Source organism: Hyphomonas sp. ske169 (assembly GCF_056850855.1).
Genome location: NZ_CP096146.1, coordinates 511,282 through 528,215 on the forward strand (window position 1 = coordinate 511,282; position 16,934 = coordinate 528,215).

The 16,934-nt window shown below is 52.7% G+C and carries 18 protein-coding genes and 1 tRNA gene; 7 read left to right on the plus strand and 12 right to left on the minus strand.

What is annotated here, in order from left to right:
- Positions 1–82: 82 nt before the first annotated feature.
- On the plus strand, positions 83–706 hold the full coding sequence (locus MY069_RS02440) for a TetR/AcrR family transcriptional regulator (RefSeq protein ID WP_482795491.1): 624 nt from the start codon (positions 83–85) through the stop codon (positions 704–706).
- Here MY069_RS02440 and MY069_RS02445 read toward each other — a convergent pair.
- Entirely contained in the window at positions 703–1,353 is a 651-nt protein-coding gene (locus tag MY069_RS02445) for a TetR/AcrR family transcriptional regulator (protein WP_482795492.1), read from the minus strand. The genes MY069_RS02440 and MY069_RS02445 overlap by 4 nt on opposite strands.
- Positions 1,354–1,589: 236 nt before the next feature.
- Between MY069_RS02445 and MY069_RS02450 the strand changes: the two genes are divergently transcribed.
- Together MY069_RS02450 and MY069_RS02455 are read left to right on the plus strand one after the other, a co-directional pair.
- On the plus strand, positions 1,590–1,877 hold the full coding sequence (locus tag MY069_RS02450; protein ID WP_482795493.1) for a hypothetical protein: 288 nt from the start codon (positions 1,590–1,592) through the stop codon (positions 1,875–1,877).
- Complete coding sequence (locus MY069_RS02455) at positions 1,877–2,908, plus strand: lipid A deacylase LpxR family protein (RefSeq protein WP_482795494.1); 1,032 nt, start codon at positions 1,877–1,879, stop codon at positions 2,906–2,908. Before MY069_RS02450 ends, MY069_RS02455 begins: the two co-directional genes overlap by 1 nt.
- A gap of 118 nt (positions 2,909–3,026) precedes the next feature.
- Here MY069_RS02455 and MY069_RS02460 read toward each other — a convergent pair whose 3' ends face one another.
- Together MY069_RS02460 and MY069_RS02465 are read right to left on the minus strand one after the other, a co-directional pair.
- Positions 3,027–3,860 carry an EamA family transporter gene (locus tag MY069_RS02460; RefSeq protein WP_482795495.1) on the minus strand — a complete coding sequence of 278 codons (834 nt, stop codon included), beginning with the start codon at positions 3,858–3,860 and terminating at the stop codon, positions 3,027–3,029.
- Positions 3,861–3,938: 78 nt separating this feature from the next.
- Entirely contained in the window at positions 3,939–4,481 is a 543-nt protein-coding gene (locus MY069_RS02465; RefSeq protein ID WP_482795496.1) for a nucleotidyltransferase family protein, read from the minus strand.
- A gap of 96 nt (positions 4,482–4,577) precedes the next feature.
- Between MY069_RS02465 and MY069_RS02470 the strand changes: the two genes are divergently transcribed.
- Both MY069_RS02470 and MY069_RS02475 read left to right on the plus strand, forming a co-directional pair.
- A complete protein-coding gene (locus tag MY069_RS02470; protein WP_482795497.1) occupies positions 4,578–5,093 on the plus strand; it encodes a P-loop nucleotide/nucleoside kinase family protein in 516 nt (171 codons plus the stop codon).
- A gap of 125 nt (positions 5,094–5,218) precedes the next feature.
- Entirely contained in the window at positions 5,219–5,680 is a 462-nt protein-coding gene (locus MY069_RS02475) for a GNAT family N-acetyltransferase (RefSeq protein ID WP_482795498.1), read from the plus strand.
- Positions 5,681–5,826: 146 nt separating this feature from the next.
- Here MY069_RS02475 and MY069_RS02480 read toward each other — a convergent pair whose 3' ends face one another.
- The 6 genes from MY069_RS02480 to MY069_RS02505 all read right to left on the minus strand — a co-directional run bounded on the left by MY069_RS02480 (position 5,827) and on the right by MY069_RS02505 (position 10,660).
- On the minus strand, positions 5,827–6,801 hold the full coding sequence (locus tag MY069_RS02480; RefSeq protein WP_482795499.1) for an ester cyclase: 975 nt from the start codon (positions 6,799–6,801) through the stop codon (positions 5,827–5,829).
- A gap of 29 nt (positions 6,802–6,830) precedes the next feature.
- A complete protein-coding gene (locus tag MY069_RS02485; protein ID WP_482795500.1) occupies positions 6,831–7,229 on the minus strand; it encodes a hypothetical protein in 399 nt (132 codons plus the stop codon).
- Positions 7,230–7,305: 76 nt separating this feature from the next.
- On the minus strand, positions 7,306–8,568 hold the full coding sequence (locus MY069_RS02490) for a ferredoxin reductase family protein (RefSeq protein ID WP_482795501.1): 1,263 nt from the start codon (positions 8,566–8,568) through the stop codon (positions 7,306–7,308).
- A gap of 24 nt (positions 8,569–8,592) precedes the next feature.
- Positions 8,593–9,045, minus strand: a complete 453-nt coding sequence (locus MY069_RS02495) for an anthrone oxygenase family protein (protein ID WP_482795502.1) — start codon at positions 9,043–9,045, stop codon at positions 8,593–8,595.
- Positions 9,046–9,063: 18 nt separating this feature from the next.
- Positions 9,064–10,074: a helix-turn-helix domain-containing protein gene (locus tag MY069_RS02500; RefSeq protein WP_482795503.1), complete on the minus strand. Its 1,011-nt coding sequence runs from the start codon at positions 10,072–10,074 to the stop codon at positions 9,064–9,066.
- A gap of 133 nt (positions 10,075–10,207) precedes the next feature.
- Positions 10,208–10,660, minus strand: a complete 453-nt coding sequence (locus MY069_RS02505) for a YcgJ family protein (protein ID WP_482795504.1) — start codon at positions 10,658–10,660, stop codon at positions 10,208–10,210.
- Between the two features lie 331 nt (positions 10,661–10,991).
- Between MY069_RS02505 and MY069_RS02510 the strand changes: the two genes are divergently transcribed.
- Positions 10,992–12,029, plus strand: a complete 1,038-nt coding sequence (locus MY069_RS02510) for a helix-turn-helix transcriptional regulator (RefSeq protein ID WP_482795505.1) — start codon at positions 10,992–10,994, stop codon at positions 12,027–12,029.
- Between the two features lie 369 nt (positions 12,030–12,398).
- Here the strand turns inward: MY069_RS02510 and MY069_RS02515 are convergent, their stop codons facing one another.
- Entirely contained in the window at positions 12,399–13,772 is a 1,374-nt protein-coding gene (locus tag MY069_RS02515) for a transposase (RefSeq protein WP_482795506.1), read from the minus strand.
- Between the two features lie 196 nt (positions 13,773–13,968).
- Between MY069_RS02515 and MY069_RS02520 the strand changes: the two genes are divergently transcribed.
- Positions 13,969–15,003, plus strand: coding sequence for an IS110 family RNA-guided transposase (locus tag MY069_RS02520; RefSeq protein WP_482795507.1), 1,035 nt, complete (start codon positions 13,969–13,971; stop codon positions 15,001–15,003).
- A 463-nt stretch (positions 15,004–15,466) separates the two neighbouring features.
- On the opposite strand, the gene MY069_RS02525 is transcribed toward MY069_RS02520, so the two are convergent.
- Both MY069_RS02525 and MY069_RS02530 read right to left on the minus strand, forming a co-directional pair.
- A tRNA-Phe gene (locus MY069_RS02525) sits at positions 15,467–15,541 on the minus strand.
- 73 nt (positions 15,542–15,614) lie between these two features.
- A complete protein-coding gene (locus MY069_RS02530) occupies positions 15,615–16,859 on the minus strand; it encodes a pyridoxal phosphate-dependent decarboxylase family protein (protein WP_482795508.1) in 1,245 nt (414 codons plus the stop codon).
- Positions 16,860–16,934: the final 75 nt, after the last annotated feature.

Here is a 16,934-nt window from a genome sequence, read left to right on the forward strand (position 1 = left end):
GGGGCGATGCAATTTGGTTAGCTTTGGTGACGCTCTCGTCGTCCTCGGTCGTAGCCTAAGGCGAGAGTATTCGGAGGTAGGTTTGACCGTCATAAAGTCGCCGAACAAAGTGCAATTACAAAGGCGAGACGATATCGTGCGCGCCGCCTTAGACTTGTTCGGAGAGCATGGTGTCGAGGCAACTCGAATGATCGACATTGCGAATCGTGCCGGCATTGGCAAAGGCACACTTTACCTCCACTTTCCGACCAAAGATGCCCTATTTGAAGGCGTTATTGGCAATACGCTTTTGCCCGCGGTCGCTCACGTAGCACAAACAACAGACTCGGCCTCCGACAGCGCATTGGAGCAGCTTAGAACCCAGCTCAAATTGATGTCAGAGCGATTGAGCGTCGGTGATATGAACACCGCATTGAGGTTGATTGTCACTGAGGGCCTGAAGTACCCAACCGTCCGGTCATTCTACTTCAAAGAGGTTGTTGGCCGCGGCGCTCAAATGATCAAAAAAACGATTGAACGCGGGGTCGAAACAGGAGAATTCACCTCTCAGGCCGCCGAGTGTCATCCGATTGTATTCGCGGGGCCTACATTTATGACCGCGATCTGGACCATGCTATTCGATGAGATTGAGCCCGTTAAGCGTGAAGCCATTCTAGATGCGCAATTCAAACTATTAACGTCCGGCCTCCTCGGACAAACCGCTTAGCTGTTAGCTTTAAGATCTGGCGTAACGAGCAGGCCATTCATTACCGTGCCTGTGAAACCGTCAATCACCGCATCAATGTCTAATGGTGCATATTCACTGAACAATATGTTCCACACCCCCGTATAGACATGCGCGCCCACCAGAGTCACTGGGTCTAGGTCTAGAACGTCTTCTTTGAATTCTCCGGTCTCGACGCCAAGCTCTAATGTTCGTCTGAATAGTTGGACACCAGGCTCCAGGACGTTCTCATAATAGAATTTAGGGATATGCGGATTCTGACCACCCGATGAAATCATAAGTTTCAACAGAATTTTCATTCCAGGAGATGCCATCCGCTCAGCCGTAGTGCGGATTTGGTTCTTCAGAACGTCGCGGGCAGACCCGGAAAAATCTTCAATAGCATCCCCGACGGCTTGGATCGTTGGCAGAACTTCAGTTTGGATGACACCTTCGAGCAAGGCTGCTTTGTTTTCGAAATAGAGATACAAGGTTCCCTTTGCGACGCCGGCTTCGTCGGCGATATCGATCATGCGTGCCGCTTCAAACCCGTCTCTTTCAAACACCAAGAGCGCGGCTTGTACGATGTGTTCTCTGCGGATCTCTTGCGTTCGCGACAGCTCCGATGGTTTTGGGGTATCGCTCGGCAATGTCGCGCTCCTTCACACGAGGTCATCCGGTCTGCAGGACACCCTTGTGGCAGACCCAATTAACCGGTTTCGCCGATGGCGAAATACCTTGGCACCGTTCAGTCTTTAGCCGTTATGCACGATTTGCACCAGACATGTTCCCGTTATGGGATTGACCATGAGGTCATATATTGACCTATGGGTCATTTTAGGGCATGCGCGTTCCCATTCCATCCGAACTAAGAGGAAGACCTACCGTGAATGACCATGAGGAGGACCGGGTTACTGGAATGCGCGCGCGCATTGCACGGCTAGAATTGCAGCTTTCGGCAGCCGCGGCGGCCTCACAGCTCCAAATAACAGAAGCGGAATTGATGCTGATCGAGTCTGGAGAAATCAAAATTGAGTCAGAAACGGTGGCCAAACTAGCCACAGTCTACAATCAGCCCGTTTCATGGTTTTTCGACCCGGAACCCCGGATACTATCCGAAGAAATGAGCGCACGGCTCTATCACTTGCTCTTCAACAAGAAGGACACTCGCTAATGCGCAGTTTTAAACCTTACCGCGCATGTCTCCGTCGCGCGCTGCTGATCGGCGCGGCGGTATGCGCCTCAACGTCTATGAGCGTTGCAGAAACGACCGAAACCATCGTTTTAAATGTAGAGAATGACCTATTCACAGGCTCCGATAATAATTACACGAATGGTCTTTCGATCACATGGTCGAGTGATGAAATTGCGAAATATCCCGAAGCAAGTTTCGTGGCTGGTGCGTCCAAGGCGCTGAAAATATTCCCAGGCTTTGGCAATGAAAGCGCCGATAATTATATTTCGTTCTCTCTGATCAGCGAGATGAACACGCCGTCGCGCATAGATCAAATTGAACCTGACCCAAACGATCAGCCTTATTCAGGGATTATGCTCCTATCGACAGGGCTTTACGCCCGTCAAGACGATTGGACGCATGCCTGGGATATAAAGATAGGAGCGGTTGGGCCGGTCACACAAACAGATCATATCCAAATCGAATTTCACGACCTTATTGGGGCTGAAGAACCGCTTGGGTGGGACAGCCAATTGCCAAATGAAGCGATTTTTAACATCGGCTATTTGGCAGGCAAAACACTGGCGAGGAACAGTCTGGAAAATGGCCTTGAATGGCGCACCGTTGGTCTGGGCAACGCCTCACTTGGCAATTACCAAACCTCCGTCGGCGGCGGTGCGATCTTTGAACTCGGGAACGATCTCGAGGATACGGTTTCGACCACCAGTTTAGGCCAAGGTTTTGGATCTGTGCTCGGCGTCGGGACACAGCCGACTGATCGAGTAAAGTATACATTTTATGGCGGCGTGGGGGTTAATGCGATCTCACACTTCTTACCCTTGGATGGCACAGCATTCCGAGACAGCCGTTCGGTCGACTATGATCCTGTCGCTGCCTTTCTGAGCGCAGGCGCGACCCTTAGGTATGGAAGGTTCGTTGCTAGCTTCGGACTCAGCAGAGGCGCCACGCCATTCGACGACACCGATGCAGACTTAGACTATGGGTCAATTTCGATCGGGTGGCAGTACTAATCTGTTTTGTTGTTAGGCGATTGGAGTTTCACGTCTATAGTTGACATAGCTAGGCGGCCTTTTTGAACAACTAAGACCGCTGAACTTATGTCTCCTTTTGCTCGCAAAGACGCTCAGCTTAGCCGATAGATATGACGATGACACCCGCCGTTACGGCGACGGCGCAGAGGATTTTCTGCACGGACAATTCTTCTTTGAGGAAAATCACTCCGATAAGGGCAGCAAACAAGATGCTTGTTTCTCTTAGCGCTGAAACTCCTCCCATAGTGTTTAGGCTCATAGCCCAAACCGCGATGCAATAGCCCAGCGTGCTGAGAACTCCTGCGACGAGGACGGTCAGTCCATCACGACCGCGAGGAATGGGTAGAGCTTTTCGGCGAATGAACACGTAAGTGAGCGGGATCAAAATACCGGCCACGACCGCCTGCCAAGCAGCATATCCAAGTGCGTTTTCTCCAACCCGAACACCAATACCATCGACCACCATGTATGAGGCGATGAACCCACCGGCCATTAATGCCGCTATGGTGGTTTTCGCATCGGCACGTTTAGATCCTGTCGTAAGGACCAAAATGCCAAGGGAGATGAGGAGAATGCCAATCAGTGTTCCGACACCCGGAACCTCTCGTGCGAACAAACCTGCGCCTATCGTAACTAAAAGTGGCGCTGAGCCGCGAGCGATTGGATAAACATTTGCGAGGTCTCCATCGCGATAAGCCCGTATTAAAAACAAACAGTAGGCGACTTGAAGCACCGACGAAAAGACGATGAAGGGCCAGCTTTCTGGCGATGGCGGCCTCAGAGCCAGGGCGAACGGTATCGCGGCGCATGCTCCAATGAGCGTAATGATAGAGATCGACCACAGGCGGTCATCACTTCCTTTTACGACAGCGTTCCAACCGGCATGGACGATCGCGGATGCGATTAGAAGCGAAACGACGAGAATAGACACTCTGTCTGACTGGGGCAGTTTTTGCGACCCGTCGACTCAGACTGATTACAAATAATGTTTCGGATTGCCCCGCAACACTCAGAGCTCAACACGGACACCGGGCCAACGGTCGAGCCAATTCTTGGTCCGAATGCGGTTTTGAAATGCTTGGCGCTTGTGTTTCTCTTCAGAGGTTGGGCGCAGGACCATGTTTTGAAGATCATCCAATCCGAACGGCGCAATCAACTCGCACTCATTCTGAATCCTTTTCGCCGCAATCGCAGTCGCGGTTTCAGGCCAGAACGTCATGGCATCTGCCACATCTGTATAAGGTCGATCACTGTTTCTGACGTGCATCCTCGCCTGGTTTTTGACGGACCAATCGAAGCTAGGGTCGAGGCGCTTCAGGCTTTGCTCAATTTCCAGATCGACTTGTGGGGAGCCTCTCTCGGCATCAAACCAAAGCACGTCGATATCGCCATCACGGCAATCGCTTTCCAAACCGTGCAGGTCGTCCCAGACCATATTTCGTACGAACCCGGCTCCGATGCAGGCTGTTTCAATGTTTAGCCGTGCCACAAGTCCGAGGGCGTGCCATCGAACTGGGTCTCCCTTCAGCAGGTCGATTATAAACTCATCCACTGGGTCAGTTTGACTTCATTGCTTCAAGCTCGCAATGACAGAATGAATGAGATCCACAACCCAGCGATCATATCAATGAACGAATGCGCGATATTTGTGACTGGACTGCCTGGGTCAGGCAAATCCACGCTCGGGCGTCGCTTAGCAGCAGAGCTAGGTTGGCCAATTTTGGATAAGGACGACTTTCTAGAGGCATTGTTCGATTCGCAAGGTTTGGGCGACGAGCAATGGCGCCGACGCCTGAGCATCGAGGCAGACAAACAGTTTGAAATCACAGCACTTGAACAATCCAATACAGTGCTCGTCTCTCACTGGCGTCCACGCGGCAGAACGGATACCGGTACGCCCGTGGATTGGGTCAATCGGCATTTCCAAAATACCGTTGAAGTATATTGCGCGTGTGACCCAGAGCTAGCAACGCGCCGGTTTGTCAGCCGAACGCGGCACCCGGGTCACCTCGACACAACGAAGTCCGAAGAAGCTATTCTCGCTTGGATGCATGATCTGGCAGGCTGTTACCCAGTTTGCGCCGCACCAGTTGTACGAGTCTCTGCAAAGAACGATTTTTCAATTCAACACGTTGTGGAGGAAATCCGGCAAATGGGGCTTTGATTGAAGTTCTCTAATGTCTTTTGCTCGCGTTTCAGAAACAACGAGCGTCTTTGATGGGGCGAGAGAAAGCCACTCGAAACTGATTGCGGGAATGACAATTCTCGCTGCGCGCGTAGTATGTGCGAATGGTTCATCGTATCGGAAAGCCGATCATCCTGAAGCGCATCGAAGACGAGTTGCCAGACGGTTTTCACGAACTGTTGAAACTAAGTCAGGATGAAGGCATCAGAAACATGTCGATGCTCAGCGAGAATTGGCACTCTGGAGTCGAGCGATTCAATCAGAATGGGGCAGCTCTTTTTGGCGCGTTCTCCAAAAACAAACTGATTGGAGTAGGCGGAACGACCAAAGAGCTAGGCTATTCAGCGCCTGCTATGAGAATGCGTCGATTGTTCGTGTCCCCTATTTGGAGGCGAAGAGGCGTTGCGGGAATGATTGCGCGTGAGTGCATGAGCTGGGGACTCAAGTCAGCGGGCACCTTAACATGTAATGCGCAGGCAAGTGCCGCTGCTGCTCCTTTTTGGGAAGGCATGGGGTTTAAGCCTGTCGACCTAGCCCGGATCACGCACATTTACGTCGAATGCTAACTATGTGGATGGAACCTCAGCGGCCTTCTTGGGGCGAGTTTAAGTCACTCGCTATGATAAGCGGATCGTGGAGAAATTCGACCAAACGCTGTTTAAGCAGTCAAAGTAGCTATCTCCAAGAGTCCGCTTATTTCTTTTCGCTAATGCTAGTTCGTTTGCGTCAGCGCTCTTTGTAGATTATTGACGACCCAATGGTCTGTCACTTCGCCATTCTCGACTCGCAGAATATCGATGACATCGATTTTGATCGGCTCGTTTGTGGCGGTAAATCCAAATAGCGCTTCTCTGTGAGTTCCATGGAATGACTTATATGTAACAACTTTGTCGCACTCTGCGATTTGTTGATGTATCTCCACCCTGAAGTCTGGAAACGCCGTAAATAGAGCTTCGTGGAAGGCTAGGGATTGCTCGCGCGCAGAACCAGAAGTGGCTCCAACTGGTGCGCTGTGGTCCTGAAATTTGTCGCCGAGATATTGAGCGACAACGTCTAGGTCACGCGCGCTTTGACCATCCCGAATAAAGCTTTCGATGACCGCTTTATTCTGAGCTTCCATGTCAGCACTACAGGGCTCCGGAGCGGAGGTATTTCCGCTTAGCGCGGCAGTGTATGCCTGATTTACCACGTAGAATTTCGAGAATTCATCACGTGACAGCAACGCATTACTGTCTCGGTCAGCGCGCTGAAAATCAGCATTCATTGCGCTGCGCCACTCGGTTGCGCTGATTTCATCGTTGGCGTTCCTATCCCAAAAGGAAAAGACAACACGTTGTGCGGCAAGATAGGCGGCCGATTGGCCAGCTTCCGATGCCAGGAACTTATAGCCAAAATCAAATGTCGTGAACTCTTCGAAGGTGATCGCAGTATCGCCATCATAGTCCATCGAACCAAATATGAGATTTCCGAAATTTGCGAACTCGGCGATATCAACCAGCTCGTTGGGGTTGGCTTCTGCCGAACCGAAGACGGTATCCGTCAATTCTTGGAAGCCAGATTGTGCCGTTTCGTCTGCACATGATAGGCCAGAGATGAGGGCTGCTGCAGCCGCTGAAATTATGATCTTACGCATTGGATTTCTCCTTTCGGTGGTGAAGGTAAAAGAGCCGAGATTGCTTAGGAGCATCTGCTTCGTTGGTTAGAACACTGATTGCCTCAGCTCAGTGCGATCCTCAGCGCCATGATCACTGACACTATGCTTGCAGACAGTACGGCGATGAGGAGGCCTGAGTAGATAGTAAGAGTGTTCCCGCTCACATTGATGGCCACGAAGGCGATGATGCTCGCGACCATCGCACCGATCAAATAGCGCCCCCAGAACGAGAAGGCTTGAGGTGCTTCACCTTTGTGTCCAACAGCATTGGCCATCAATTGACCAACGGCCATTCTAAGGAACGAAATTACCGGCAGTGGCAGGAAGCCAACCAAGAAGGCGCCTAGGGTTTGATTGATGCTCATGTTTCCAAAGATGCCGCCGAGCAGCGCGCCGAGCAGAATTGATGTGAACAGCATAATCATAGTGGGAATGGTGTAACTGAATGGTGCGGTCTTCATTTTGAGAACTCCTTTAGATTTAGATGGATGGAGACGACGGGGCCGTAGGTTTCGTGAAGCTCCGCCACGTTTTGGATCATCGAAACTCGAAAGCTTCGGTATGGATCTTGCGACGTTCAACACCTTCTTTGCGAAGGTCCTTCATCAGCCCATCAACCATGGGCTTGGGCCCGCAGATGAAATATTCGTAGTCGCCCAACTGACCCGGCAGCCGGTCCTTTGCGACATCGATACGAGCGAACTCACCTTCGTCTGAGAACAGTGGATAGAGCGTCACATTGCTCAGCTCAGCCGTGCGCTCTTTAAGCTCATCAAGGAAAATCGCTTCTTCTTTGTTGCGTGCGGCGTACACGAAGTGGATATCGCGTTCGTCACCCGGCTTCATGGCGCGGATTTTTGAGAGGAATGGCGTTAGGCCTATGCCACCTGCAATCCAGACTTGCTTCTTACTCTTAGAGGTTGCTGCATCGAAGCGTCCGTAAGGGCCGCGGACAATTACATCGCCGCCCGGTTTTAGTTCCTCGCGAACTTTGCGCGTCCAATCGCCCAGAACTTTGAGCGTGAACCGCAAACGGTCTTCGCTCGGCGGACTCGAGATTGTGAATGGGTGAGGTTCGTTCCAGCCCTTGCCTTGCACTTCCAGGAAAGCGAACTGCCCAGGCTTAAAATCAAACATGCTGGATTTCGGTTTGAGAACAATCTCTGTTGCGCGTTCTAGCGGGTTCACTTTTTCAATCGTGAAGGCCGTTGCCGTACGCTTATTCATGCCCGCCATCGTGTAAATGAGGGCGATCGTTCCGATAAGCGCGGTTGCGATCAGATAGTAACCCGAGACGCTGAAGCGTTCGAAAAAGACGCCCGGCGCGTTCATGAAGTGCCCAATGGTCAGGACATAAACGAGCGCCATGATCTTGTGAGGATTGCGCCACTTTGAATAGCTGATCTTGCGATTGAGCGCGACGAAAATGCCGATGACCAATAGTACCATTGCGACTTTGCCTAACGGCGATGAAGGGTTGAGCGGATTGGCAACCGGATCAACACCTTCAGGCAACACTTTGGGCACACCGACAAAATGTACGATAACGAAAATGCCGACCATCGTTCCAGCGATCCGGTGGACTTGATACATTCGGTCTAAGCCGCCGAAGAGCTCTTCCAAAAAGCCCAATCGCGTCGATAGGATGACCGATGCCGTCATCAGCAAGAATGCGACGCCGCCAAGCATGGTTGTTAGGGTGGTCCGGGTTGTGTGGTGTTCCGGAGCAAAGCCCAGGTGCAGCACCATAAAGACTGCCACGATTGCTAAGATTGCGTTGATCCCTTGAAGACGTAACATGACGTTTTCCTCCTAAAGTCGTGTCTAAGATTTCGCGTATCCAGCGCGGACCGCGCAGAACATTCCAATGATGCTGAGAATGGTTCGGACCCAGTGCATCTGGCCCCATCGGCCAAGCTCGGCAGTCACTTCAGCTGGGGTGCCCGCGCCACCTGCAAGCGTTGGGTTGGCGCCGCTAAAGTAGATTGGCACCATAATGAACATGGCGATCGCGCAAGCAGCTGCCGCGATGAGCCAAGTTCGACCAGGTGTTTTCTGCCAGAAGGAGAGGCCAGCTGCGATGATCATCGCCAGACTTGCAACGACGGTTAGGCCTGCCATCGTGCCTCCGACAAATGGCAAGCTGGTATTGAACACTTCAGTAAACTGCGCCGGCTCAATGGATTGCCAGTAGGGCACAAGACCAAGCGCAATGAGGAACATTCCACCTGAGAGAAGCGCGAAAAGAACCGATGAAATCTGAGTATAAGTGTTCATGAGAATCTCCTTTGATTCCTATTTCTTCATGTCGTTTTTGAATTCAGAGGGAGACTTGCCGGTCCATCTATGGAAGGCGCGCCGAAACGCTCGGTCATCTGAATATCCGAGTAAAAATGCGATCGCGCTGATATCGTTGCGCGGTTCGGTGAGGAGCTGCTTGGCCCGCGTTTTTCGCGCAGTCTCGATAAGCTCTAACAGGCTGGTGCCATGCTCTGAGGTCAGCCGCTGCGCTGACCTTAGGCTCATATTGGCGGCAGCTGCAGCGCTGGAGGCCGAGAAGACCCCAGCGTGGGCATTATCTGCCGCCGCCTTGCGAAGCATGGACATCTCGCGCGGTTCGTCAAACGTCTCAGACTGTTTCTGAAGCACCGATAGATGCGTCATGACATAGTTGAAGAGATCAAGATTTGCGCACTTAATCTTAGCTGGCAGTTTCTCCTGCTTGAAGTGCAGCGCCATTTCGGGCGCTTCGAATTCTACTGGCACGCCAAAATGGTCGTAATAATAGACGACCGAACAGTTCGGGGCATGAGTAAACGTCACGCTATCCAGGCAATCTCTGATGCCTAAAAAGTCGGTGAAGAGGCGCGCGACCAGTCCAATGCCCACTTCATGAGAACGACCATTGTCAATAGCGTCCATTGGGTGGCGGGAGATCAACCGGGCACCTTCGTCTGCGCTGTCATCAAAAATCAGTTCGAGATGGTCTGCGATTACCGCGCTGTTCTTTGTTAGCACGCCTATCGCGGTGCGAAGGTCATCGGCAAACTTTGCCCCCTCCGCGAGCCCGCCCAAGTAAGAAAACGGTGCGGCCCGTGCCATTTCTAGGGCGAAGGGTTCATCTGGATACTTGTCGCCAAGCTTATTGAGAATTCTGGGCATCATGTCTTCTGGAGCCCTCGAATTGGGGTCCAGGAGCGCTCTGCAAGAGGCTCCTGAGGCATCTTCAATTTCCGCAACAGTTAAGCCTCGCGAAAGTGCAAACGAGACAACCGCCAGTGATCCTCCAGAACTAATAGTAGACATTTTTTATCGCCCTCGCGTTTGCGATCGCCCCGAGATAGCAGGACATTTTCCGCCATAGCGAGGACCGATCGCGCCAATATGAGGACAATTTGCGCCAAACTGCTTTTTGGAGAAAGGTAGTCGGTGCTAAGGTCTAGTATTCTGGTTTGAAACCAAACAAGGCGGCAGTATGCGCCTCCATCAACACGCCGCTTTCATAATCAGCGTTTTCTGTCGATCTGCATTCTTGGTCGTCTAAGCTACACGCAATCCTGGTCTTGAGTTGGAAGATTCCCGTTTCACGATCGAACATGATTTCATAGTTTTGGACCAAATCCGTCGCCGCGCGTTCCGATATGTATTCTCTGGTCCAGCGCTCTGATGGGCCATCGAGATCAAAGCACGCGCCCGCTCCTTCACCGTCAACAGTGTTGAGAGACTCACATATTACGCCTCGAATGGGGGAGTAGTTGGTTGGCGGAATAAGGTCGACATAGCCGGTCGGGCTTACAGCGCCGCTCTTGCTTTCACGAGTAGGGCTTTCCGAAGCGCTGCATCCACACGCAAAGAAGGACAATAATAGGAACTGGGTGATCTTAAAATTCATATTGGACTCCTGAGTATAATGCACTCGCTCGACGGTCTTATCGCGCGAGTTAGCGTGACTTCCTTTTGAATGAGGGCAGCCGTTGGGCGAAAAAACGCGCGCCCTTCAGATTGGCGGGAATGGACCTGTATTTGGCGTGAGCTGTCCTGTTTGAGGCAGGCAAGCTCTTGTTTAAACGCGCAATGATTAAGCCGTGGGTATCGCTATTTTTTGAAATCGAAGGCGTAAACAAGCTCATCGGTGCTGGCCTTATGCCCCCACTGTGCGACCTTGCTGAAAGAGCTTGTCAATTAATCGACACCGCACCTCCCTCACGAATAGCGGCGCACCAATGCTAAATCCTGGGGCAGCAGCGACGATCGTGGCATTCGCGCTGTCACGAGACATAAGTGAGGATGAAATCCTGGCTGCGACGGGAGTAACTTGCCATGAGGCTATGAACCCCTCGGCCTCCGTCAGCGAAGACTTCTTGCCAAAACTATGGAACCTCATAGGGGAAAAATTTCCAAACGAGCCTACCGTGCTTGAAATGGCGCGCGGCGCCCCCTTCTCTTTCTTTGGAGGGCTCGCTCACGCGGTCCAGTTCGCTGAAAACCTGCGTCAGGCTTTGAAGCTGTTCTCGCGCCATAGCACAACCATAACCAGCCGACTTCAGCTTGAATTTATCGAAGGTAAAGAGAAATCTTACTTGGTCTCGCGTCATCCGTTGGACAGTATCGATGGAGGACGTTCAGCCGAATGTGGAGCGGCTTTGGCGGCAAGATTATTCACAGACATACTCGGCTTAAAATCATGTATCATTGGGGCAGAATTTGCACACGCTCCGTTCTGTGACCTGGGCCATTATGAAGAATTCTTCGGCGGTTCAGTCGAGTTTCTTGACGAGCAAACAGGGCTCGTATTCGATTCAACGTTTTTAGACGCGCCAGTGCGGCAAGCTAATCTAAAGCTGTTTCGATTTGCTGAGACACATATTGCACTCACAAAGCGCGAGAACGAGCAAACCACCGATCGCGATGAGTTTTCGAAGTTCAGAGATGCTGTGCAAGAGAATGCACTAATTGGCATCTTTAGCGCTCGGGCAGCTGCCATAGCGGCCAACATGAGTTTGCGCACGGCCCAGCGCTTGGTTGCAGCACGTGGAACCACGATACAACACATTATGGATCAAGTGCGAGAACGTCGAGCAAAAGAGTTACTTGAGAATGCAGAGATTGGTATCGGCGCGATTGCGTCATCTCTGGGTTATGCAGATGAGCGAGCGTTCCGGCGTGCTTTTAAGAGGTGGACGGGTCGCTCCCCATTTTCCTATCGGACAACGCTACTCGCCGCTTCTCCGACTGAGAGGCCTGAATCCAAAAAGAGATAAAGTGTGGAAGACGACAAACGCGAAGCAAGCTCAAAACCTTCGAGCCAACCGAAATTCCACGAAAGCGGTGGACGCCATTCCAGGCTTGAAGACACTATGGGTTTAAAGATTTCTGCCATGCCAGTCCCCGACAGGCTCGCATCTCTAATAGAAAAGCTACGTGAGGTTGAACGACAGAGACGATCCTAATACTCAATGTCCTCATCATTCCATCAGCAAACGCAGATACGCTCTAGTTGCTTCGAAGAACGCCTGAGCGTCCGGTTTAGGACAATTCCGTTGAAAAAGTCGGTGCCGATTTTGGTCACCCTCCGATCCGATTTCCTGTGGCGGTCTTTATCTGCAGGGTGTTCGCTGCCGTTGCCGGCTCTAAGCGGCGTTTGCGAGTTTGGTAGACGGTTTTGGGGCGTATTTAGCGAGTTTTCTGAGGTTTTGAGTTGTTGCGGCGAGGAGAAATTCGTCATTGGCCCCAGTGGGGCCTCGCAACCGTAATCGGCGCAGGCCGTGCAGGCGTTTCAGATGCGCGAAGCTCATCTCGACCTTCTTTCGATCCCGCCTGGATTGTTCGTATTCGGGAGTTTCCCGCAGTCGTTTCACTTCGTCTCTGGCATGTTCATAGATCGATCGACCAACGCGTTTGTTGCGCGCGTTCGGGCAGCACTTTTGTTTAAGCGGACAGACGGCGCAGTCTGAGCTGCTCGATCTGTACATCCGCTTCTTATCTTTGGTCACACCGGATCGAGGGACCTTATAGTTGCGTCTCTGATGACGAAGCTCTTTACCGTTCGGACAGGTGAAGACGTCTTCCTCCTTGTCGTAGACGAAGTCTTTGATCGTGAAGTTTGTCGTCGGCGCACCTGGTGGCTCGAGCAGCGCAACATGGGGTTCGATATGCTTCTCATCGACCATCCAGGCGACGATTTCAGCAGCGCCATATGCGCCGTCTCCCATCAGGCGCTTCGGTTTTAATCCAAACCGATCCTCGGTTCGGTCGATCATCGTCTTCGCCGCTTCAACCTCGGCTTTGCGATAGGCCGGTGTTGGTTCGACATCGACGATAACGGATGTCTCGACATCCAGAAGGTAGTTGGTCGCCCAGGTAAATCGGGCCTGTCCGCCGATCGCAGCCGTCCAACGCGCGGTTGGATCAGTCAGCGAGATCTTCTTACGCGGCGTGCCGTCTTGATCAATCGCGTCGAGATATTCTGTGACTGGACGAGACGCGATCTTCGGATCAGACCAGTCAATCAGTTCTCCGGCCTCAACGGCATTGTCCTCACTCGCATCGGCGCGGATCATGCTGGCATCAACTGCAAAGCCTTCGCCTTTGACCAGGCCTTCGGACATACAGCTGAACACCACTTGCTCGAACAATTTCCGAAAGAGATCGCTCTCACGGAAGCGGCCGTGGCGCGCTTTGGAAAACGTGGAATGGTTTGGGATCGGATCTTCGATCCCAAGCCTGCAGAACCATCGATAGGCGAGGTTCAAATGGACCTCTTCGCACAACCGGCGTTCTGATCTGATACCATAGCAGTATCCAACAATCAGTATCCGGCACATCAGTTCAGGGTCAACCGAGGGTCGACCGGTGTGACTGTAGAACGGCTTCAAGTGCGCTCGGATGTCATCGAAGTCGAGGAACCGGTCAATCTTTCTAAGCAAGTGATCCGCCGGAACCATCTTATCCAGTGAGAACTCATAGAAGAGCTTTGCAGCGTCTTCTTCCAATCGTCCCATCATCGCGCATCTCCTCGATCTGCACGAAAATCACTGAATCAGAATTCGGCCATTTTGACTCGGAGTTTTTCAACAGTATCGGGCGTATCAAGCCGCTCATCTAATGTCTGCTTTTGATGCTGTGGACGGCGTGCCCCACCCAGCTCTGTTGAGCTGGTAATGTGAAGGTATCCACACCGCCAACATTAGGAGCACGCCTATGGATAAGAGTATCACAGTTATCGGCTTAGATTTAGCCAAGTCGGTTTTTCAGGTTCACGGGATCAACGCGGAGGGTGAAGTTGTTGTCCGACGCAAACTCAGCCGGTCGCGAGTCCTCGCCTATTTCAATCAGTTGGAGCCGTGCCTGATTGGCATGGAAGCCTGCGCAACGGCGCATTATTGGGGTCGTGAACTGAAGGCTCTTGGGCATGAAGTGAAGCTGATGGCGCCCCAGTTTGTGAAGCCGTATCTCAAGAGCCAGAAGAACGATATGCGTGATGCGGAAGCGATTTGCGAAGCAGTCACCCGGCCAACCATGCGGTTCGTGCCGATCAAAACACCAGATCAACAAGCACTGCTTGCTCTGCATGGTGTTCGTGATCATTGGGTGCGCTTATCGACCCGGCTGATCAACACATTGCGGGGTTACTTGGCTGAGTTCGGGATCGTCGCTGCCAGGGGTCGGATGGGTGTTGAAGCCATCCTCGACACGCTGGCTGACGATCAGGATGGTCGCATCCCCGATCTGGCGCGGGAGTGTCTGATGCCACTCGCCAATGAGCTCCGACACGTGAAGCGGCAAATCCTGGAAACTGATCGCAAGATCCTCAAAGCCCACAGAGCCAACTCCATCTGCCAGCGGCTGGAAACGATACCCGGCGTCGGACCGGTCATCGCAACACGCGTGGTTGCTGAAGTACCCGATCCGGGGATCTTCAAATCCGGTCGCGCCTTCTCCGCCTGGGTCGGGCTTGTGCCTAAACAGCATTCCAGTGGTGGGCGAGAGCGGCTCGGGAAGATCACCAAGAAGGGCAACCCGGAGCTCAGGCGCTTACTAGTCGCTGGCGCGATGTCGATGATCATCCGAGCCAAACAGCTCGGCTTCACCCGGCATCCATGGCTCAGCCGTTTGCTGGAGCGTAAACCGATGATGGTGGTCGCGATCGCTATGGCCAACAAGATGGGCCGAATGATCTGGGCCCTCATGGTCAAAGGAGAGAAGTTCAACCCGGCAAAACTAATGCCGGCATAAAGTCGCCGCGCTGATCAGGCGCAAACGAGATTGGTGAGAGCATAAAGGAGGTCATGCAGAACCGGAGTTTCTGACAAGTGAGGACAATCCACTCGCGAGCCAGCACCTTGGAGTGCGTGCTTTTGTAAGGAACCTCATCTTGCGGAACGCATGATGGCCAGCGGCGTCTGAAAGCCGCTCTAACAGGCCGAACAGATGCCCGCTAACGGCCAACCTGCATATGACCAACTAAAAACTCTTGCCAAGGGGGCGCCGTCCACAGATGCTCGCGTCTCAGCCAAAACCAGTTTTCACGAATGTTGTACAAAGCCAAGCATCTCCGACCAACACCGAACGTCACTTGGCATCACATGGCCCCCAGAACTCATCTAGAACAAAAGTGTCCCACTTTTTTAAAGCGTCTCGAAAAGTGGGACACTTTTGTCCTGCAACACATTGATTTTATTGATTTTCACAAATGTTCTGGTGCCCGGGGGCGGATTTGAACCACCGACACGCGGATTTTCAATCCGCTGCTCTACCCCTGAGCTACCCGGGCAGGCCAAACAGGGAAGCGGTCTATTAGCTCCCCTGCCCGCGCTTGTCCAATGCAGAAATCGATTTTTTGCAGATCAGCTGTAACGCGCGTCGACTTTCAGTTTTTCTGCGTCATCTGCAGCCGCAACGGCAGCAAGGCTTGCCTCCAAATCCGCCAGATATTCATCAATGAAATCGGCGTGTTTGGGGGATAACATTAAATGCAGACTCGGCGGGGACTTGGTCACAGAGGTGAACCAGCCGCGGCGGTATATTTCGCCATAAATCGCAAAGGCATGATGATCAGGATGCCGGAACGCGATCAGACCGAGCATCGGATTGCCCAAAACCTCAAACCCCAGCCGTTTGACGCCGTCCTCAACGCGTTCCCGAGTCGCGCAGACTTGGCCTTGCAGGCGCTTATAGCCCTCAATCCCGAGATGGTTCATCACCGCCCAGGCCGCTGAGATGGCGCCGCCGGGCCGAGTGCCCGCCAGCGTCGGTGTTTTCATCGGCGCCCCAGACCATTCGTTCATATCAAAGGGCATATGGGCAAACAGCGCCTCAGACCGAAATAGGACCGTCGACGCGCCTTTGGCTGCATAGCCATATTTGTGCAGGTCCGCACTCATTGAGTGGACCCCATCAACCTCAAAATCGAAGGGCGGAACCGGCACCCCATTCATGCGCGCAAAGGGCGCGAAATAGCCGCCAACACAGGCGTCCACATGTAACCAAAGCCCTTTCGCAATAGCGACTTCACTCAGCGCTTCAATCGGATCGATGATGCCATGCGGAAAATTTGGAGCCGAACCAACGATCATAACCGTATCGGTATCGCAGGCCTCAGACATCGCCTCGACATCGGCTTCAAAAGTGCCATCGGTTTTGATCGGGATCCGGCGCACTTCGATGTCCATCAAGTGGGCCGCTTTATCAAAGGCAAGATGCGCCGAGAATGGCAGGACGATATTGCACCTCTCGCGCGCCCGGCCGTTTGAGCGGGCATAATCGCGGGCTGTTTTAATCGCCATGGTGATGGAATCTGTGCCGCCTGACGTCATCGCACCTGTGCTGCCTTCGGGCCCGTGCAAAAGGCCAAGCCCCATCGATACGACGTCTTTTTCCATTTGCGCAAGCGACGGAAAGGCCAGCGGCCCTAAGCCGTTTTCAGACATGAAGGCTGCATAGGCCTCTTTTTGGATCGCTGCGATCTCTTCGCCCGCATTGAAGACGTAAACGGCTGTGCGGCCGTCGCGCCATTTCGCATCAGACGCGCCGCGCGCCTGCATGTCTTGCTGAATGTCCTCCCACGGACGCCCCCGCTCTTGCATTCTCATCGCAGATCTCCTGTCTCAGCCGACACAGTGCGACAGACCTGGCAGAAAATCGAGAGGGCGCTCAAAATAAAGCGC

Coding starts and splice junctions, on each gene's coding strand:
- MY069_RS02455 (WP_482795494.1), top strand. CDS start 1,877: ATGCGCAGTTTTAAACCTTACCGCGCATGTCTCCGTCGCGCGCTGCTG.
- MY069_RS02475 (WP_482795498.1), top strand. CDS start 5,219: ATGGTTCATCGTATCGGAAAGCCGATCATCCTGAAGCGCATCGAAGAC.
- MY069_RS02480 (WP_482795499.1), bottom strand. CDS start 6,801: ATGCTCCTAAGCAATCTCGGCTCTTTTACCTTCACCACCGAAAGGAGA.
- MY069_RS02485 (WP_482795500.1), bottom strand. CDS start 7,229: ATGAAGACCGCACCATTCAGTTACACCATTCCCACTATGATTATGCTG.
- MY069_RS02490 (WP_482795501.1), bottom strand. CDS start 8,568: ATGTTACGTCTTCAAGGGATCAACGCAATCTTAGCAATCGTGGCAGTC.
- MY069_RS02495 (WP_482795502.1), bottom strand. CDS start 9,045: ATGAACACTTATACTCAGATTTCATCGGTTCTTTTCGCGCTTCTCTCA.
- MY069_RS02500 (WP_482795503.1), bottom strand. CDS start 10,074: ATGTCTACTATTAGTTCTGGAGGATCACTGGCGGTTGTCTCGTTTGCA.
- MY069_RS02505 (WP_482795504.1), bottom strand. CDS start 10,660: ATGAATTTTAAGATCACCCAGTTCCTATTATTGTCCTTCTTTGCGTGT.
- MY069_RS02510 (WP_482795505.1), top strand. CDS start 10,992: ATGCTAAATCCTGGGGCAGCAGCGACGATCGTGGCATTCGCGCTGTCA.
- MY069_RS02515 (WP_482795506.1), bottom strand. CDS start 13,772: ATGATGGGACGATTGGAAGAAGACGCTGCAAAGCTCTTCTATGAGTTC.
- MY069_RS02520 (WP_482795507.1), top strand. CDS start 13,969: ATGGATAAGAGTATCACAGTTATCGGCTTAGATTTAGCCAAGTCGGTT.
- MY069_RS02530 (WP_482795508.1), bottom strand. CDS start 16,859: ATGAGAATGCAAGAGCGGGGGCGTCCGTGGGAGGACATTCAGCAAGAC.